Here is a 19,161-nt window from a genome sequence, read left to right on the forward strand (position 1 = left end):
CCGGTGAGAGCGGCCAGGCAGAGCTTTGGCCGCTCTCACCATGTCGAGCGCGCTCCCTACCGCTTGGTCCAATCAATGATCCGGCTCGGATCAGCGTCGAACTCCATGCTGCAGAACGTGCCGCCCTGGAAATAATCGCCGACCGGATCCGGCTTCAGCTTGGCTTGCTCGGCCATGGCGTGCTCGCGGAAATCTTCGGCACGGCCCGTGGGGCGGTAGCCGAACTCGTAGGCGCGGTGGTTGTCCCACCAGGCGCGCTCGTTGAGGGAGGCGCCGTAGAACACTTCGAAATGGATGTCGGGATGCTCGAGCCCGATGCGGCAGAGCTGCACGAGGTCGTCTGGCTTGAGCCAGATCGAGAGCCGGCGCTGGTCGAGCGGCATGTCGCCGAAATTGCCGATGCGCAGGCACGTCACCTTCAGCCCATGCTTGTCGGCGTAGAGCGCACCGACGGCCTCGCCGAACACCTTGCTGACGCCGTAGCGCCCGTCGGGGCGCGGGGTCACGTCGGTGCCGATCTTGTGGTGGCGCGGATAGAAACCGACGGCGTGGTTCGACGAGGCGAACACCACGCGCTTGACGCCCTTGCGGTAGGCGGCCTCGAACAGGTTGTAGCCACCGATGATGTTGGCCTGGAGGATCTGATCCCAGGTGCCTTCGACCGAATAGCCGCCGAAATGGATGATGCCGTCGACGCCCTCGCAGATCGCCTCGCATTGCGCGAGGTCGGCGAGGTCCGCCGCCTTGAATTTTTCATTCGCGCCGAGATCGGCCGGCGGCTTGATGTCGGAGAGCAGGAGATCCGGATAGATCGGCGGCAGCAGTTTTCGCAGGCTCGTGCCGATTCCGCCCGAAGCTCCCGTCATCAAGATACGCGGCATTGTCGTCCCTCGCCGTTAGTGACCAATTTGCGGTCACGTGTCTCTAATGATAGCAGAATTGTCCAGAGGGAACGAAACGAGAGAACCGACATGAATGAGGCATCGTCCCACTCCCCGGATTTCGGCCAAGGCTGGCGGCCAGCGACCTATTACCCCGACCCCGCGATCAGGGCATTGGATCCCCGCTTCGAAAAATACTGGCTGAAGCTGTCGGCGGTGGAGCGGCTCGCGACCGGCCTGCGCTGGGCCGAGGGTCCCGTGTGGTTCGGCGACGGGCGCTATCTGCTCTGCAGCGACATTCCGAACCAGCGCATCATCAAATGGGAGGAGGAGACCGGCGCGGTCAGCGTGTTCCGCAAACCCTCCAATTTCGCCAACGGCAACACGCGCGACCGGCAGGGCCGGCTCGTCACCTGCGAGCATGGCGGTCGGCGCGTGGTGCGCACCGAATATGACGGCAGCATCACCGTGCTGATGGATCAATTCAACGGCAAGCGGTTGAACTCGCCGAACGATGTCGTTGTTAAATCGGACGGCTCGATCTGGTTCACCGATCCGACCTTCGGCCTGCTCGGCAATTACGAGGGCTACAAGGCCGAGCCGGAGATCGAGCCGAATGTCTACCGGTTCGATCCCGCGACGAACAAGGCAACCATCGTCGCCGAGGGCGTGCTCGGGCCGAACGGGCTGTGCTTCTCGCCGGACGAGAAGATCCTGTACGTCGTGGAATCCCGCGGTGTGCCCAACCGCAAGATCCTCGCTTACGACGTCTCGGCTGACGGCACGACGATCTCCAACAAGCGCGTCCATATCGACGCGGGCCCGGGCACGCCCGACGGCATGCGCTGCGACATCGACGGCAATCTCTGGTGCGGCTGGGGCATGGGCGATCCCGAGCTCGACGGCGTCGTGGTATTCGCGCCCGACGGCGTCATGATCGGCCGCATCGCGCTACCCGAGCGCTGCGCCAATCTCTGCTTCGGCGGCGTCAAGCGCAACCGCCTGTTCATGGCGGCGAGCCAGTCGATCTACGCGCTGTATGTGAACACGCAGGGAGCGTTGGGGGGATAAGTCTCGTTCTCTCCACCGTGGGACGCGCCGTCTTCGGCGCGAACCATGGTGCGCAATTGCGCACCTGAGAATCCGTTGTGCAGCAGAGGCTGCGGACAAATGGATTCCGGGCTCGTCGCTACGCGACGCCCCGGAATGACGAGAGAGAGGTCAACAAAAAACGCCGGAGCGGTTGCCCGCTCCGGCGTCATGTCCGTCAGTCGCGTGCGCTTACGCCGCGTTGAAGCCGGCAACCGCCTTCACTTCGAGGAAGTCCTCGAGGCCGTACTTGCCCCACTCGCGGCCGTTGCCGGACTGCTTGTAGCCGCCGAACGGCGCGGTGCGGTCGTTGGGCACGCCCTGCAGGTTGACGTTGCCGGCGCGGATCTGCCGGCCGACGCGCTTGGCGTCCTCGACCGTCGCACCCGTGACGTAGCCAGCGAGGCCATAGGGCGTGTCGTTGGCGATCTGCACCGCCTCGGCTTCGTCCTTGGCGCCGATGATGGTCAGCACCGGTCCGAAGATCTCTTCGCGGGCGATCGTCATGTCGGGCGTGACGTCCGCGAAGATGGTCGGGCGGACATAGAAGCCCTTGTTGACGCCTTCGGGCAGGCCCGGACCACCGGCGACGAGCGTTGCGCCCTCGTCGATGCCCTTCTTGATCAGGCCCTGGATCTTGTCCCACTGGCCGCGGTTGACGACGGGGCCGATGGTGGTGCCTTCGGCGCGGGGATCACCGGCCTTGGTCTTGTCGGCGACGGCCTTCGCGATCGCAGCGACTTCCTTCATCTTCGCGGCCGGCACGATCATGCGCGAGGGCGCGTTGCAGGACTGGCCGGAATTGTTGAACATGTGCATCACGCCGCCGGTCACCGCCTTGGTGAGGTCGGCACCTTCGAGGATGACGTTCGGCGACTTGCCGCCGAGCTCCTGGCTGACGCGCTTCACGGTGGGAGCAGCGCGCTTCGCCACATCGATTCCGGCGCGGGTCGAGCCGGTGAAGGAGATCATGTCGATGTCGGGGTGCTCGCTCATGGCGGCGCCGACCTCGGGGCCGAGGCCGTTGACGAGGTTGAACACGCCCTTGGGCACGCCGGCTTCATGGAGGATTTCCGCGAAGATCAGCGCCGAGGTTGGCGTGAACTCGGATGGCTTCAGGATCATGGTGCAGCCGGCGGCAAGCGCGGGCGCGACCTTGCAGGCGATCTGGTTCAGCGGCCAGTTCCAGGGCGTGATCATGCCGACCACACCGATCGGCTCGCGCAGCACCATGGCGGTGCCGACCGGCTCCTCGAAATGATAGTTCTTGAGCACGTCGAGCGTGGTCATGAGATGGCCGAGGCCGGCGCCGGCCTGCAGCTTCTCCGCCATCGGCAGCGGCGCGCCCATCTCGTCGGAGACGGCGGCGCCGATCTCCTTGAGACGGCCCTTGTAGACCTCGATGACTTTCGAAAGCAGCGCGACGCGCTCGTCACGGCTGGTCTGGGAGAAGGTCGCGAAGGCGCGCTTGGCGGCGGCAACCGCCTTGTCCACGTCGGCCTTGGAGCCTAGCGCAACCTCGTACATCGCCTCTTCCGTCGCGGGATTGACCACGGCGGTCGACTTCTTGACGGCGGGATCGACCCAGGCGCCGTCGATGTAGAATTGCATGCGATTGACCATCGTTAACCTCTTCTTGGGGGGCATGGTGGGGGCGTTTCGGCAGGCATCCTTGCACGAAAGCGCCAGCAATTGAACCCGCCATATGCGGGGCCAGCGTTGCGGCGGACGGGCGGAATATGGGACTTGGTTTGAACCGAGGCAAGCGCGGCCATGGGTCCCGGTTCAGCACCGCGGCACTTCGCGCCGCAGTGCGCCCGGGACACGAAATTAGAACGCGTGCAAATACTCTCGTGCCCCGGACGCCATTAGCGCGGTTACGCGCGTCTTTGACGCGCTATGGCAGCACTTCTTCAGTGATGCGCCTGCTGAGCCGGGGCCCATGCAGCCGGGTACCTCGACTACACCGCCATCTTCCGATGCAGCACCGGGGCGCCGGTGGTGAGGCTTTCGGCCGCGTCGATGATGGCATTCGCATCGATGCCGTAGTGCCGATAAAGGTCGGCGATGCTGCCGGTCTGGCCGAACTGCTCGACGCCGAGCGCCTCGACGCGGTGGCCGCGGACGCTGCCGAGCCAGCCGAGCGCGGACGGGTGGCCATCGATCACGGTCACGATGCCGCAGTCGCGCGGCAACGGCGCCAGCAACTTTTCGATATGGCTGAGATGCTGCACGCCGCGGCGGTCCCGCCGCAATTTTCGCGCGGCGGTCCAGCCTGCGTGAAGGCGATCCGCGGAGGTAATTGCAAGCAGGCCAATGTCGCGGCGGCTCTCGCCGATGAATCCGGTGGCCTCGATCGCTTCGGGCGCGACCGCGCCGGTATAGGCGATCACGAGTTCGGCATTCGGCCCCGGCCTGCGCAGCCAGTACGCGCCGTCGGTAATGCCCTGCTGCAATTCCGGTGTCATGATGCGCTGCGCCTGCTCGATGCTGCGCGTCGAGAGCCGCAAATAGAGCGAGCCGCCCTCGCCCGGATCGCGCTGCATGTGCTCAAAGCCCCAGCCCATGATCACGGCGAGCTCGTCGACGAAGGCCGGCTCGAACGAGGCGAGCCCGTCCTGTGCCATGCCGATCAGTGGCGTTGCGATCGACTGGTGCGCGCCGCCTTCGGGCGCGAGCGTGATGCCCGACGGCGTCGCCGCCACCATGAAACGCGCATCCTGATAGCAGGCGTAATTCAGCGCATCGAGGCCGCGCTCGATGAAGGGATCATAGAGCGTGCCGACCGGCAGCAGCCGCTCGCCGTTGATCTGGTGCGATAGGCCGAGCGCCGAGAGCATGATGAACAGGTTCATCTCGGCGATGCCGAGCTCGAGGTGCTGGCCTTTTGGCGAAGCGTCCCAATTGTAGGTGGATGGAATTTTCTCGCTGCGGAATAAGTCCGCCTTCTCGGCGCTGGCGAACAGGCCGCGCCGGTTCACCCAGGGACCGAGATTGGTCGAGACGGTGACGTCGGGCGAGGTCGTGACGATGCGCCTCGCCAGCTCGCTGTCGCCGCGGGCGATCTCGTTCAGCACGAGGCCAAAGCCCTGCTGGGTCGACATCTGCGGCGTCGGTTTGAACGCAAGTTGCTGGGGGACCTCGATGACGGGCGCGGTCAGGCGGCGGCCGTCCTGGTTGAACGGCACGCTTGCAAGGAACGCGTCAAGCTCGGCGGCGGATTGTGCGAGGCCCTCGTATTTGTCCCATTCGTGGCCGGGCCGGATGTTCTGGCTGTCGCGATATTTCTCCATCTGCGCGACCGTCATCAGGCCGGCGTGGTTGTCCTTGTGGCCCTGGAACGGCAGGCCGACGCCCTTGATGGTGTAGGCGATGAAGCAGACGGGGCGGTCGTGGTCGATCGACTCGAACGCCTCCAGCATGCTCGCCATGTCGTGGCCGCCGAGGTTCGACATCAGCGCCAGCAGTTCGTCGTCGCTGCGCTTGTCGATCAGCCTAGTGATCGGGCCCTGATCGCCGATCTCGTCGTGCAGATGCTTGCGGAACGCAGCGCCGCCCTGGAAGCACAGCGCGGCGTAGAGCGCGTTCGGGCAATTGTCGATCCAGCGCTTCAGTGCCTCGCCGCCCGCTTCCGCGAACGCCTCGCGCATCAGACGGCCGTATTTGACGATGACGACGTCCCAGCCGAAATTGCGGAACATGGTCTCGAACTTTTCCCAGAGCCCCTCGCGCACGACGGCGTCGAGCGACTGGCGGTTATAGTCGACCACCCACCAGGTGTTGCGCAGGCCGTGCTTCCAGCCCTCGGCGAGCGCCTCGAAGATGTTGCCTTCGTCCATCTCGGCGTCGCCGACGAGGGCAATCATCCGCCCTTCGCGGCGATCCTTCATCCAGCCATGCGCCTTCACGTAGTCCTGAACCAGCGAGGCGAACAGCGTCTGGGCGACGCCGAGGCCGACCGAGCCGGTGGAGAAATCGACGTCATCGACATCTTTGGTGCGCGAGGGATAGGACTGCGCGCCCTTGAAGCCGCGAAAGTTCTCCAGCTTCTCGCGGCTCTGCCGGCCGAACAGATATTGGATGGCATGGAACACCGGGCTCGCATGCGGCTTCACCGCGACGCGGTCCTCAGGGCGCAGCACATGGAAATATAGCGCCGACATGATGGTGGCGAGCGAGGCTGAGGAGGCCTGATGTCCGCCGACCTTGAGTCCGTCCGCGCTGGGACGGATGTGGTTGGCGTGGTGGATGGTCCAGGACGACAGCCAGAGCGCCTTGCGGGCCAGCGCTGTCAATGTGTCCAGACGGGCGGAATCAACGGGCATGGCAATGCTCCCGGAAAACAGGTGGCGCGATGATACGCCCGCGAGCGGGGCCAAACTTCTCAATTTTTCGCGCCATACCTGACGATATTGGGATATTTTACCAACCGAATGCCCAAATGACAGGTTTCATCCCAATGCCCGAGCTCGACGCCATCGACCGCAAGATCCTCAGCCATCTCCAGGCTGACAGCCGGCTGACCATGCAGGAGCTCGCCGACAAGGTCGGGCTATCGGTCTCGCCCTGCCATCGCCGGGTCAAGCTGCTGGAGGAGCGCGGCGTCATCTCGCGCTATGTCGCGACGGTGGACCAGAAGGCGCTCGGCCTGCATGTCAGCGTCTTCATCTCGATCAAGCTGGCGCGGCAGAAGGAAGAGGATCTCAACCGCTTCGCCCGCGCGATCTCGAAATGGGACGAGGTGCTGGAATGCTATCTGATGACCGGCAACCGCGACTATCTCTTGCGCGTCGTCGCGGCCGACCTCGCCTCCTACGAGACGTTCCTGAAGACCAAGCTCACCAGGCTCGACGGCATCGCCTCGATCGAATCGAGCTTCGCGCTCAGCCAGGTGAAGTATTCGATCGCGCTGCCGGTGTAGCCCCTCACCGCCACGGCTGCACGATGATCTTGGTGTGCGCCTCGGGATTGGCGAGATCCGCGAAGGCCCTGGCGACGCCGTCCAGGCCCACCTCCGCCGTCACCATCGCAGCCGCGTCCACCTGCCCTTCCGCGATCAGGCGCAGCGATGCGGCGAATTCCTCCGGCGTGTAGCCGAGCACGTATTGGACGTTGAGCTCCTTCATGATGCCGAGCATCGGCTCGTTTCTGTCGCTCTCCATGCAGACCCCGACAACGACGATACGCGCGTCGCGCGGCGCGCCCTCGAACACCTGCTGCAGCAGGCCGGGCACGCCGACGCATTCGAAGATGATCGCAGGCTTCAGCGCCGGCAGCATGGCCTGGAACGGCGGCCGCGCCGCCTTCTCGGCTTCCGACATCTGGGCGTGCTCGGCCCAGGTCGCATAGGGCTGCGACACGCTGGGATCGACGACGATGTCGGCGCCGAGCTTGGCTGCCAGCGCGCGCCGTGCCGGTGAATAGTCGGCCGCAACGATTGGATGCAGTCCCCTCAGCTTCAGCGCGGCGATCACCGCAAGCCCGACCGGGCCGCAGCCGATCACGAGCGGCACCTCGCCGCCGCGGATATTGGCTTTCGCCACGGCATGGACCCCGACCGCGAGCGGCTCGGTCAGCGCCGCGTGTTCCGGCGCCAGACCGTTCGGCACCTCGAGCAGCAGCGCTTCGCTCAGCAGCATCGCCTCGGCATAGCCGCCGATATTGTCGTTGGAATAGCCGATGCCTTCGATACCACCGGGCGTCACCAGCGCCGGCAGCGAGCAGACGCGGGTGCCCGGTTTGAGCTTGCGCGCGGTGCCGGGACCATGGTCGACGATCTCGCAGCAGAATTCGTGGCCGAACACGACGTCGCGGGTGAGGTCCATCGGCTTGCGCCCGGTCTTCCGCGCCATCTCCACCATGCGATGGGCGTGCTGGCGCGCGTGCAGGTCGGAGCCGCAGATGCCGCAGGCGAGCGTCTTGACCAGCACCTGGCCGGGCCCGGGCTTGGGTTCGGCCATCTCGCCGACGACAATCTCACCGTTCCTGAAAATCGCAGCGCGCATCCGGCTCCTCCCCTTTTCGTTGGAGGCATTGATAGCACGAAGCAGGCGGGGCGACTTGCGTCAGGGATTCGGGGAACGCTCTTCGAGCACCAGCAGCTGGGCCCGTCGGACCCGCTCGCGATGCGCGATGTAGAGGCCGCTGGCGACGATGAAGGCGGCGCCGACGACGGTCCAGACGTCAGGCACCTCACCGAAGATGAAGAAGCCCAGAATACTGACCCAGAGCAGTTGTGTGTAGGAGAACGGCGCCAGCACCGAGGCATCGCCGTAGCGATAGGCCAGCACGATGATCCACTGGCCGACGGTGGAGGCAACGCCGATCACGATGCCGAGACCGATCGCGGTCCAACTCGGCGTGACCCAGACGAACGGCACCATCACGGACAGGATCGCAACGCCGGTCAGCGCGGAATAGGCCATGGTGGTGAGCACGGCTTCGCGGCCGCTCATCATGCGCGTCAGGATCAGCGCGGCAGCCCAGCAGAATGCCGAGATGATCGGGAAGAACGCGGCGGCGTGAAACGCGCTCGTGCCCGGGCGCAGGATGATCAGCACGCCGGTCAGGCCGATCGCAGTGGCGATCCAGCGCCGCATGCCGACCTTCTCGCTGAGAAAGATGATCGACAGCGCAGTGACGAAAAGCGGCGAGACGAAACCGGTGGCGGAGGCTTCGGCAATGGGCAAGAAGCGCAAGCCCGTGATGAAGAACAGCGACGAGCCGAGCAGCGCGGCGCCGCGCATCAATTGCAGGCCGAGGCGATCGGTGCGCATCGCGTGGAGCGGCGAGCCCGGCAGCATCCCCGGCGTAAACATCAGCGCGAAGGTGACGAAGCGGATCCAGGTGATCTCGATCGACGGCAGGCTGGTCGAGAGGTATTTCGCGGTGACGTCGGAGGTGCCGAGAAACACCGTCGACAGCAGCACCAGCGCAATGCCCTTGAAGGGATGATCGACGCGCGCGGGCGCACGGCGAGCCTCCTGCTTCTTCTCCGGGGCGGGCATGGGAATACTGTCGAGCCTTGCGGCTACGGCGGGCGGCGGTGTCACGGCTGGAACCCGGGCAAAATGCGAATCGAGAGCGGTTGTAAAAAACGACAAATGCGCCGAGTTCACAACTTCCGAAAACAGGATGCCGATATGCGCGAGCCGCCGCGCGCGTCAATGCTCCGTTAACAATGGGCGTTTGTGCGTTACAGCATGGGCAGGCTGCGTGGCTTCGGGCCGCGCGGAAACGCCGCATCGAGCGCCGCAATCTCGTCTTTCGTCAGCACGAGGTCGCCGGCCGCCGCATTCTCGGCGGCATGTTCCGCGGACGAGGCCTTCGGAATCGCGAACACCGTAGTTGCACGGGTCAGGAAGCTCAGCGCGACCTGACGCGGCGTCGCGCGACGCGCTTCCGCAATCTTCGCCAGCACCGCACCGCCCTTGCTGCGCGCGTCCGGGAAGTCGTCGTGCCCGAGCGGCGAATAGGCGACCACCGCGACGCCATGCTGCTCGCACCACGGGATCACCGCGTGCTCGATCGCGCGCTCCTTCAAATGATAGAGCACCTGATTGCAGGCGATGCGCCCCTTGCCGGCGACGGCGAGAATCTCGTCGAGATCGTCGGCGTCGAAATTGGAAACGCCCCAAGACCCGATCTTGCCAGCCTTCACCAGTTCCTCGAACGCGGCGACGGTATCCTCGAGCGGATAGGAACCGCGCCAATGCAGCAGATAGCAATCGAGACGGTCGGTCTTCAGCCGCTTCAGCGAGCGCTCGCAAGCCGTGACGGTTCCGCGGCGCGAGGCGTTGCTCGGCAACACCTTGGAGACCAGGAACACCTCATCGCGACGTCCCGCGATGGCATCGGCAATGACGAGCTCCGCATCGCCATACATCTCGGCGGTGTCGATATGCGTCATGCCGAGATCGAGCCCGCGCTGAAGCGCTGCAATCGCGCGGTTGCGGTCGCCGTGGTCGAGATACCAGGTGCCCTGCCCGATCACGGAAACATCGGCGCCGGTTTTGCCGAAGGACTTGGTGTTCATGTCAGAGCTCACAGTCCACTGATATCCGCCACCAGCACGCTGCCGGTCGACGACTCCGTGATATAGAGACGATCTTTGCCGGCGCCACCGATCGCGACGTTGGTGCAGTTCGGCCCCGCGCATGACTTGATCCGCGCGATCAGTTCACCGTTCGGCGCGAACACGAAGACGTGGCCGAGCGAGGCATGGCCGACGAACAGGCGGCCCTTGGCGTCCATGGTCAGCCCATCGGGACCGCTGGTGCCGAACAGCGAGCAGAAGCGGCCGACCTTGGACACGCTGCCATCCTTCATGAACGGCAACCGCCACACCGCATTGTCGCGCGTCATCGCGACGAACAGCACGGTTTCGGTTGCGTCGAGAACCAGGCCGTTCGGGCTGATGCCGGTGTTGATCAGGCAATCGAGCCGGCCGTTCGACGCCAACCGATAGACCCGGCCGCTTGGATCATGCAATCCGGTCTGGCCCTGATCGGTGAAATAGATGTCCCCGTTGGAGGCGAGATGCAGATCGTTGCAGCCGCGAAAGGATTCCGAGTTGCGCGCGGTCAGGACCGGCGTCATGCGGCCGGCTTTGACGTCGAGCTCCATGATGCCGTGCATGTAGTCGGCCACCAGGACGCGGCCGTCGGCCGCGATCTTCAGCCCGTTCGGCCATCCCTCATATTCAGCGATTTGCGACCATTCGCCGTCAGGCGCGATACGGAAGATGCGGCCGAAGGGAATGTCGACGACGTAAAGGTTGCCGTCCTTATCGAAGGATGGCCCTTCGATGAAGCTGTCCGTGGCAATGCCCGGCCGGTTGGCGTCAGCCCAATCGGTCCGCACGCCCTTGCGGCGGAATTGTTCGGGCATGGCGGAGAAGAGTTTCGTCTCGATCAGACGCGGCGGCGTTTCCAGGTACATCATTGTTGTTGTGATTGTTGAGGGGAGCGCGCGGCACCATAAGGCACAATCGAGCGCGCGTCGAATGGGGCGAAGGCGCGGCGGAATCGCCGCTCACTCTCCTGTCCCGGACGCGCTGCAACGCGTCAGCGTTGCGGCGCAGAGCCGGGACCCGGAAAAGCCCAGCACTCGAGGCAACATGGGCCCCGGCTCTGCAGCGCACCGTCAAGGGGACGCTGCGCTGCGTCCGGGGCACGAGACCGTCATTTCGGCAGAGGAAGAGCGGTGGGTTACGCTGCGCTAAACCGCCCTAGGAAACCGACCCCACGGCCCGCGCGAGCTTGGCCTCTTTCGCTGGCACGTCCGTCGTCGCGATCAGGCGCTTCAACTCGGGGATGCAGGAGCCGCAATTGGTGCCGGCCTTGAGCTTCGCACCGATCTCGGCCGCCGTGCGCGCGCCAGCGGCGATGGTGTCGCAGATGGTGCCGCGGCCGACGCCGAAGCAGGCGCAGACGATCGGTCCGGTCGAGGCTGCCCCCTCCGTCGACTTGCCCGACAGCAACATACGGCGCTGCTCGTCGGTGACGTGATCGGCCGCAAAGGCGGTTCTGACCACCTCCCAGTCACCGGCGTCATGCCCGGGACCGACGAACAGACAAGCCTCGATCCGATCGCCGGTGAAAGAGGCCGCACGATAGATACCGCCGCCGAAATCGCGATATTCGGCGACATCCTCGCCGGCGACGCCGTCGAGCCAGGCCGGCCAGCGCGACAGGTCCGCATTGTCGGCGAACAGATAGCCGAAACCGCCGGCAACCGTGACACGTGTCCACATCAGGTTCGGCGGCAGATCGAGCTGCTGTCGCGACAGCGCAAAACCGCGGAAGACGTATTCATAGGGCGCGATCGCGGCCGGCGTCGCCTTCGATTCCGGCTGCCCCGAGAACGGATCGGTGAACGACTGCACCAGCGCCCCGACGCGGCCGTGCGAGGCATTCATCGCGCTCCAGTGGATCGGCACGAACAGAGCGCCGCGCTGCTGGCGATCGCTCACAACCGCTTTCAGGATACATTGGCCATAGTCGGTGGTGATGCGGGCGTAGCCGTCATGGACGATGCCATATTTGCTGGCGTCATCGGGATGGATCTCGACGAACGGCTCGGGCAGATGCGCACCGAGCCGCTGGCTGAGGCCCGTGCGCGTCATGGTGTGCCACTGGTCGCGGATGCGTCCGGTGTTCAGTCGCAGCGGACGCGATGGTCCGGTCTCGCTGCGCAGCGCCGGCACTTCCGGCGCGACGAAGCGACCCTTGCCGTCATTGGTGAAGAAGCCACCGCTCGCGAAGAAGCGTTCGCCGGGCGCCCCGCCTTCGCGCACCGGCCACTGCACCGGCTTCAACGCGTCGAAGGCTTCGTCGGAGAGTGAGGTCAGCGCGCCAATGTCGAAATCGCGGCCGCCCTCGTTCTCGAACGCCGAGAGCGCGGCATGCTCGCGGAAAATATCGGCGGCGGATTTGTAGTTGAAACTGTCGCCGAAGCCGAGACGCTTTGCGGTCTCGCTCAGGATCCACCAGTCGGGGCGCGCCTCGCCCGGCGCCGGCAGGAACGAGCGCTGTCGCGAGATGCGGCGTTCGGAGTTGGTCACCGTGCCCGACTTCTCGCCCCAGGCCAGCGCCGGCAGCAGCACATGCGGACCGGCCTCGACCGTGTCGTTGGACAGCACGTTCTCGGAGACCACGAACAGCTCGAGCTTCTTCAACGCCTCGCGCACGAAGTCCGCATCCGGCAGCGACACCGCGGGATTGGTGCCCATCACCCAGAGCGCCTTGACCTCGCCGCGATTGATGGCCTCGAACAATTGCACCGCCTTCAGCCCCTCATGGGTGGCGATGCGGGGTGCCTTCCAGAACCGCCTGACGCGGTCGATGTCGGGCGGCGTGAAGCCCATATGAGCGGCCAGCATATTGGCGAGGCCGCCGACCTCGCGGCCGCCCATCGCATTGGGCTGGCCGGTGAGCGAGAACGGCGAGGCGCCCGGCTTGCCGATGCGTCCGGTGGCGAGGTGGCAGTTCAGAATCGCGTTGACCTTGTCGGTGCCCTGCGCCGACTGGTTGACGCCCTGCGAATAGAGCGTGACGACCTTCTCGGTGTCGCGGAACATCTTGAAGAAGGTCGCGACGTCCTGCTCGGAGAGGCCCGTGGCAAGCGCAGTCGCGGTGACGCTGCCGGCAATGCTCCGCGCGCGCGCCAGTGCGTCGTCAAAACCGCACGTGTTCTGCGCGATATAGTCTTGATCGAGCGCGCCATTGTCGGCGAGATGGACGAACAGGCCGGAGAACAGCGCGGTGTCGGTGCCGGGCTTGAGCCCCAGGAACAGATCGACGTCATCAGCCGTGTCGGTGCGGCGCGGGTCGATCACGATCATGCGCGCGCCGCGCTCCCCGCGGTTCTTCAGCATGCGCTGGAACAGCACCGGGTGACACCAGGCCGCGTTCGAGCCGACGAAGACGAGCAGATCGGCCTGGTCGAGATCCTCGTAGCAGCCGGGCACGGTGTCAGCGCCGAAGGCGCGGCGATGGCCGGCAACCGACGACGACATGCAGAGCCGCGAATTGGTGTCGACATTCGCCGTGCCGACAAAACCCTTCATCAGCTTGTTGGCGACGTAATAGTCCTCGGTCAGCAGCTGGCCGGAGAGATAGAACGCGACCGCGTCGGCGCCGTCGCGGGCCACGATGTGCTGCATGCGATGGGCGACATGATCGAGCGCATCGCTCCAGGCGACGCGTTCCAATAGGCCCTTGCAGCGGATCATCGGATAGAGCAGACGGCCTTCCAGCCCGACGGTCTCGCCGAGCGCGGAGCCCTTGGAGCAGAGCCGGCCGAAATTGGCAGGATGATCGGGATCGCCGGCGATTGCCGCCCCGCCCCTGCCGTCGGGCGTCGCCAGCACGCCGCAACCGACGCCGCAATAGGGACAGGTCGTCTTGGTGGCGCGGAGCGTGGGATCGATCGCCGTCATATCAAGCCGCTTTCGAAGGAAGCGCGAGCGCGCGGCCGAACATCATGTCGGTGCGGATCGCCGCGACCTTGTCGCGATTGCGGATCAGCTCGAGATACCAGAGCGCATCGACGGTATCGCCGATCAGCACCGCACCGGTGAGCCGGCCGTCCGCGATCACGAGCTTCTTGTAGGTGCCACGCCTGCGGTCGGTCAGCACGAGGCTCTCGCTGCCCTCCCCACCCATGAAGTCGCCGGCGGAGAACACGCTGACTCCGGACACCTTCAGATTGGTCGAGACCACGCTGGCCTGATAGGCGGCGGGCCGGTCGGCCAGGTGCCGCGCCAGCACCCGCGCCTGCTCATAAGCGGGCTCGACCAGGCCGTAGCAGGTGCCGCGATGCTCGGCGCACTCGCCGAGTGCGAAAATGTCGGACGAGGAGGTCTGCATCACGTCGTTGACGACGACGCCGCGGTTGACGGCGATCCCCGCCTCTTTGGCCAGCGCGACGTTCGGCTTGATGCCGGCAGCGAAGATCACGGCGTCGGCCTCGATACGGCTGCCATCGGCAAGCTCGACGGCCTCGACATGTCCATCGCCATGAATCCGGGCGGTCGAAGCGTTGAGCAGGATGCGGATGCCCTTGCGCTCGACCAGCGTCTTGAGCAGATCGGCAGCCGGCCCGTCGAGCTGGCGCTCCATCAGCCGGTCCATCAGATGCAGCAGCGTCACCGGCGCGCCGGCCTTGGCAAGGCCATAGGCTGCTTCAAGCCCGAGCAGGCCGCCGCCGACGACGACGACGCGCTTCTTGGCCGCGGCCAGCGTCAGCAAAAGGTCGACGTCGCGCGTATCGCGAAACGTGTGCACGCCGGCGAGATCGGCGCCCGGCACGTTCAGCCGCAGCGGCGTCGAGCCGGTGGCGAGCACCAGCTTGGAATATTCCATGCTCTCTTCGCCGTCGATCTTCAACTCGCGGCGGCCGACGTCGATCTCGCTGACGCGATAGCCGTAGCGCACGGTGACGCCGCGATGGCGCCACCAGTCCGCCGGCCGGAGCTCGATCTCGTGCGAGCCGGTCTCGCCGGCCAGCACGGATGAGAGCAGCACGCGATTGTAAGCGAGCCGCGGCTCCTCGCCGATCACGGCGACCGCGTAGCGGCCGAGTGAGGTCTTGGCGAGCTCGTCGACCAGACGCGCGGCCGCCATACCGTTACCGACGATGACCAGCGGTTCACTCACGAGGCATCTCCTATTCAGCGGCCTGCGGCTGTGCGCCGTAGGCTTCGGACATCATGTAGCCGGACAGCACGCCGTAGGCGTCGGTCCAGGCCTTTGCCAGTTCGGGCGTCCAGGCTTCGCCAAGACCCTTCTCCAGGGTCCACAGCAAGGTCTCGCCGACCACGGGATAGTGCTCGGCCACCGCGCCGTAGGCGACGTGGCGCTTGGCCAGCGCGGAGGCCGCGGGAAGAATCGTCTCGAGGTTCGACAGGCCGCCGACGACGGCCGCGAGCATACCCATCAGCTTCTTGCGCTGCTCGGTCATGTCTTCGGGGAACATCGCGCGCACCGACGGCGCCACCTTGAAAAGACGATCGTAGAACAGCACCGCGGCCTGCTCCGATATCGGCGCGACCTTGGCGAAGCTCTGCTGGATGAGGGCGATCTGTTCTGGCGTCATGATGTTCTCCTGTCTGTTTCGGTCTGCCTTCGTCCGCGCCGTTGCGGAAAAAGTTCATGGGTCAAACGTCATCAGAGGGACTTCTCCCCGCGTACGGGGAGAAGCGAGATTCGTACCAAGTATCAGACCCTGGCTTGGGCGAGGCCTGAGGCGCCTTCGCCCTGCGGGCTGCGACGCAGGTAGAACCACCAGGTCAACGCGAGGCAGGTGGCGTAGAAGGCGAGATAGATCACGAGCGCGAGTTGCGGCCCACCGGTCATGGCGATCGACTTGCCGAAGCCGGTCGGGATCAGATAGCCACCGACCGCGCCGATGGCGCCGATGAAACCGACTGCTGCGCCGCTCTCGATGCTCGCCGTCTTGAGCGCCATCGCGCGCGCCGCATCGCCCTTGCCGCGCACCTTGAACAGGTTCTCCTCGCGGAAGATCGAGGGGATCATGCGGTAGGTCGAGCCGTTGCCGATGCCCGTCGTCACGAACAGGATCAGGAACATCGACAGGAAGCCGATGAAATCCTTCTGCCCGACGAAGTAGAGCACGCCGACCGTCGCGCCCGCCATCACGATGAAATTCCAGAACGTGATGATCGAGCCGCCGATCCTGTCGGCAAGCCAGCCGCCGAGCGGACGCGACAGCGAGCCGACCAGCGGCCCCAGGAACGCGATCGCAATCGTGACTTGCGGAAACTGAGTCTTGATCAGCAGCGGAAACGCGGCGGAGTAGCCGATGAAGGATCCGAACGTGCCGATATAGAGATACGCCATGATCCAGGTGTGCTTGCGCTTGACGATGGCAAGCTGGTTCTTCACCGACGATTTCGCCGTGGTGAGGTTGTTCATGAAGAACACCGCGCCGAACACCGCGATCGCGATCGGCAGCACCCACATCAGGCCGGCATTCTGCAGGAAGATGCCGTCGACGGGCGTTGCCTGGAACAGGTTGAAGACGGCGAGCGTCATCAGGATCGGGGTCAGCAGCTGCACGCTGGAGACGCCGATATTTCCGCCAGCCGCGTTCAGGCCGAGCGCCCAGCCCTTCATCCGGTCGGGGAAGAAGAAGGAGATATTGGTCATGCTGGAGGCGAAGTTGCCGCCGCCAAGGCCCGCGGTCGAGGCAACCAGCAGCATCAGCCAGAACGGCGTGTCGGGCTGGCTCACGAAATAGGCCAGCGACAAGGTCGGAATGAACAGGATCGCCGCACTGAAGATGGTCCAGTTGCGGCCGCCGAACGTCGTCACTGCGAATGTATAGGGAAAGCGCATCAATGCGCCGATCAGGCCCGGCACCGCGACAAGCTGGAACAGCTGGTCGGTGGTGTAGTGGAAGCCGGCCTGCGGCAGCTTGGTGGTGACGATGCTCCAGATCAGCCAGACCGAGAAGCCGATATGCTCGGCCACGATCGACCAGATCAGGTTGCGTCGCGCGATAGTCTTGCCAGTCGCATTCCAGAACGCCTCATCTTCGGGGCGCCAGTCTGAAATCCAAGTCGGATTCTTCGTCATTGAGTATCCCTTCCAGGCTCACCGCTGCGTCGTTGCAGGCTCAGCCTCCGGCCACGGAGGCACGCTCCGAGGCTTCACCCCGGTGGCGAGTTACGATGCTGATTGATGATGTTGAGGGACGTCGTCGTTGGCGTCGCGCAAAGACGTTTCAATTTCCGTGCCAGTTGCGCGCACGCTGGAAATACAGGGAATTCAGAACGTTATTCGCGTTGCCCGAATTTTTCGCAGGGCCTTTCCGCACGCTAAATTTGCGATTCGCTCAATCCTTGTGCGACGCACAAGGATTGAGCTTGATGTTGATTATTTGGGCGCACGCATCGTTCGCGTTAACTTCTGTTTTACGCGGCCTCGACGAAACGATGACGTTCGTAGAGGAATTCGAGCACGCGCTGGCGGCACTTCAAATAGGTGGTGTTGGTGGCCAGCTCGAGCCGCTTGCGCGGCCGTGCCAGCGGCACCTCCAGCACCTCGCCGATGCGCGCGCTCGGCCCGTTCGTCATCATCACGATGCGGTCGGACAGCAGCACGGCCTCGTCGACGTCGTGGGTGATCATCAGGATGGTGTTGCCGAGCTTCTGATGCAGCGCCATCACCGAGTCCTGCAAATGAGCCCGGGTCAGCGCGTCGAGCGCGCCGAAGGGCTCATCGAGCAGCAGCACTTTCGGCTCCATGGCCAGCGCCCGGGCGATGCCGACGCGCTGCTTCATGCCGCCGGAGATTTCGGACGGGCGCTTGTCCCTGGCATGGGCCATCTGCACGAGGTTGAGATTGTGCATGACCCAGGCGTCGCGCTCGGCGCGGGACTTGGTCCTGGCGAAGACCTTGTCGACGCCGAGCCTGACATTCTCGTAGACCGTGAGCCACGGCAACAGGCTGTGGTTCTGGAACACCACGGCGCGGTCGGGCCCCGGCGAGTTGACCTCGCGATTCTCCAGCAGCACGCCGCCCGTGGTGGCGCCGGTCAGACCTGCAATGATGTTGAGCAGGGTCGACTTGCCGCAGCCGGAATGGCCGATGATCGAGACGTATTCGCCCTTCTCGATCGTGAGATTGATTTCCTTCAGCACCTCCGTCGAGGTGGCGCCGCGGGTGAAGATCTTGTCGATGTGGTCGAGCTTCAGATAGGCGGTCATGGGCCCCTCTCCTCTCAGTTCAGCGCGGTGCCGCGGGTGACGACCTTGCCGAGACCCGCGATCAGGCGGTCCAGCACGAAGCCGACGACGCCGACATAGAACAGCGCCAGGATGATCTCGCTGATATGCGAGGAGTTCCAGGCGTCCCAGATGAAGAAGCCGATGCCGACGCCGCCGATCAGCATTTCCGCCGCGACGATCGCGAGCCACGACAGGCCGATGCCGATGCGCAGGCCCGTGAAGATGTAGGGCGCGGCCGCCGGGATCATGATCTTGGAGAAGAACTCGAGCGGGTTGAGCTGCACCACCGCGGCAACGTTGCGATAGTCCTGCGGGATATTGCGGATGCCGACCGCAGTGTTGATGATGATCGGCCAGATCGAAGTAATGAAGATGACGAAGATCGCCGAGGGCTGGCCGTCGCGGAACGCTGCGAGCGACAGCGGCAGCCAGGCCAGCGGCGGGATGGTGCGCAGCACCTGGAACAGCGGATCGAGCCCGCGCATGGCCCAGACCGACTGGCCGACCAGCACGCCGAGCGCGATGCCGGCGATCGCGGACAGCGAGTAGCCAAAGGCGACGCGCTGCAGGCTGGCGGAGAGATGCCAGAACAGGCCCTTGTCGATGCCGCCATGATCGAAGAACGGATCGAGGATCAGCTCCTTGGTGTCCTTGAACACTTTCGACGGTGGCGGCAGCGCAGAGCCGGCGCGGCGGCAGACCAGCTCCCACACCAGGGTCAAGAGAGCGATCACGACCAGCGGCGGGATCACGCGCACGGCGGTTTCCCTCGCCATGCGTGCATAGGCTTCCGTGCGCGGGGGACGCTTGGGCGTCAGCGCAACGACCGGCGCGGCACTGACCGCGGGCGTCGCGGCCTCGATCTCGATTTTGGCGGCAGGCATATTCATCGCAATATTTCTCCGGCTGCAAAAGACGATGCGGCCGCCCGAGGGC

General features: G+C 65.0%; 15 protein-coding genes. 2 read left to right on the forward strand and 13 right to left on the reverse strand.

Annotated elements, in window-relative coordinates; genetic code table 11:
* Window positions 1-56: 56 nt before the first annotated feature.
* Window positions 57-881, reverse strand: a complete 825-nt coding sequence (locus RPS27_RS36015) for an NAD(P)-dependent oxidoreductase (RefSeq protein WP_212065351.1) — start codon at window positions 879-881, stop codon at window positions 57-59.
* 90 nt (window positions 882-971) lie between these two features.
* Between RPS27_RS36015 and RPS27_RS36020 the strand changes: the two genes are divergently transcribed.
* Entirely contained in the window at window positions 972-1,952 is a 981-nt protein-coding gene (locus RPS27_RS36020) for an SMP-30/gluconolactonase/LRE family protein (RefSeq protein ID WP_212065352.1), read from the forward strand.
* A gap of 210 nt (window positions 1,953-2,162) precedes the next feature.
* Here the strand turns inward: RPS27_RS36020 and RPS27_RS36025 are convergent, their stop codons facing one another.
* The gene (locus RPS27_RS36025) at window positions 2,163-3,593 is read right to left on the reverse strand and encodes an aldehyde dehydrogenase family protein (RefSeq protein WP_194406927.1); all 1,431 of its coding nucleotides are present in this window, start codon (window positions 3,591-3,593) and stop codon (window positions 2,163-2,165) included.
* 338 nt (window positions 3,594-3,931) lie between these two features.
* Window positions 3,932-6,295 (reverse strand): transketolase, encoded by a 2,364-nt coding sequence (locus tag RPS27_RS36030; RefSeq protein WP_212065353.1) that lies wholly within the window; start codon window positions 6,293-6,295, stop codon window positions 3,932-3,934.
* 134 nt (window positions 6,296-6,429) lie between these two features.
* Between RPS27_RS36030 and RPS27_RS36035 the strand changes: the two genes are divergently transcribed.
* The gene (locus RPS27_RS36035) at window positions 6,430-6,891 is read left to right on the forward strand and encodes an Lrp/AsnC family transcriptional regulator (protein ID WP_097659511.1); all 462 of its coding nucleotides are present in this window, start codon (window positions 6,430-6,432) and stop codon (window positions 6,889-6,891) included.
* Between the two features lie 4 nt (window positions 6,892-6,895).
* On the opposite strand, the gene RPS27_RS36040 is transcribed toward RPS27_RS36035, so the two are convergent.
* From RPS27_RS36040 to ntrB, 10 genes are all read right to left on the reverse strand, one after another.
* A complete protein-coding gene (locus tag RPS27_RS36040; RefSeq protein ID WP_194406925.1) occupies window positions 6,896-7,975 on the reverse strand; it encodes a zinc-binding dehydrogenase in 1,080 nt (359 codons plus the stop codon).
* 60 nt (window positions 7,976-8,035) lie between these two features.
* A complete protein-coding gene (locus RPS27_RS36045) occupies window positions 8,036-8,977 on the reverse strand; it encodes a DMT family transporter (RefSeq protein ID WP_212065696.1) in 942 nt (313 codons plus the stop codon).
* Window positions 8,978-9,165: 188 nt separating this feature from the next.
* Window positions 9,166-10,005 (reverse strand): aldo/keto reductase, encoded by an 840-nt coding sequence (locus RPS27_RS36050; RefSeq protein ID WP_212065354.1) that lies wholly within the window; start codon window positions 10,003-10,005, stop codon window positions 9,166-9,168.
* A gap of 8 nt (window positions 10,006-10,013) precedes the next feature.
* Window positions 10,014-10,910, reverse strand: a complete 897-nt coding sequence (locus RPS27_RS36055; RefSeq protein WP_211418304.1) for an SMP-30/gluconolactonase/LRE family protein — start codon at window positions 10,908-10,910, stop codon at window positions 10,014-10,016.
* A 289-nt stretch (window positions 10,911-11,199) separates the two neighbouring features.
* Complete coding sequence (locus tag RPS27_RS36060) at window positions 11,200-13,911, reverse strand: nitrate reductase (protein WP_212065355.1); 2,712 nt, start codon at window positions 13,909-13,911, stop codon at window positions 11,200-11,202.
* A 1-nt stretch (window position 13,912) separates the two neighbouring features.
* Window positions 13,913-15,130 carry an FAD-dependent oxidoreductase gene (locus tag RPS27_RS36065; protein WP_212065356.1) on the reverse strand — a complete coding sequence of 406 codons (1,218 nt, stop codon included), beginning with the start codon at window positions 15,128-15,130 and terminating at the stop codon, window positions 13,913-13,915.
* A gap of 10 nt (window positions 15,131-15,140) precedes the next feature.
* The gene (locus RPS27_RS36070) at window positions 15,141-15,569 is read right to left on the reverse strand and encodes a globin family protein (protein ID WP_212065357.1); all 429 of its coding nucleotides are present in this window, start codon (window positions 15,567-15,569) and stop codon (window positions 15,141-15,143) included.
* A gap of 122 nt (window positions 15,570-15,691) precedes the next feature.
* The gene (locus RPS27_RS36075; RefSeq protein WP_212065358.1) at window positions 15,692-17,071 is read right to left on the reverse strand and encodes an MFS transporter; all 1,380 of its coding nucleotides are present in this window, start codon (window positions 17,069-17,071) and stop codon (window positions 15,692-15,694) included.
* A gap of 338 nt (window positions 17,072-17,409) precedes the next feature.
* Window positions 17,410-18,204: an ABC transporter ATP-binding protein gene (locus tag RPS27_RS36080; protein ID WP_211417842.1), complete on the reverse strand. Its 795-nt coding sequence runs from the start codon at window positions 18,202-18,204 to the stop codon at window positions 17,410-17,412.
* Between the two features lie 14 nt (window positions 18,205-18,218).
* Window positions 18,219-19,115, reverse strand: a complete 897-nt coding sequence (gene ntrB, locus RPS27_RS36085) for a nitrate ABC transporter permease (protein ID WP_212065359.1) — start codon at window positions 19,113-19,115, stop codon at window positions 18,219-18,221.
* Window positions 19,116-19,161: the final 46 nt, after the last annotated feature.

Origin of the sequence: Bradyrhizobium sp. WYCCWR 12699 (assembly GCF_032144035.1) — a bacterium.
GTDB lineage: Bacteria > Pseudomonadota > Alphaproteobacteria > Rhizobiales > Xanthobacteraceae > Bradyrhizobium.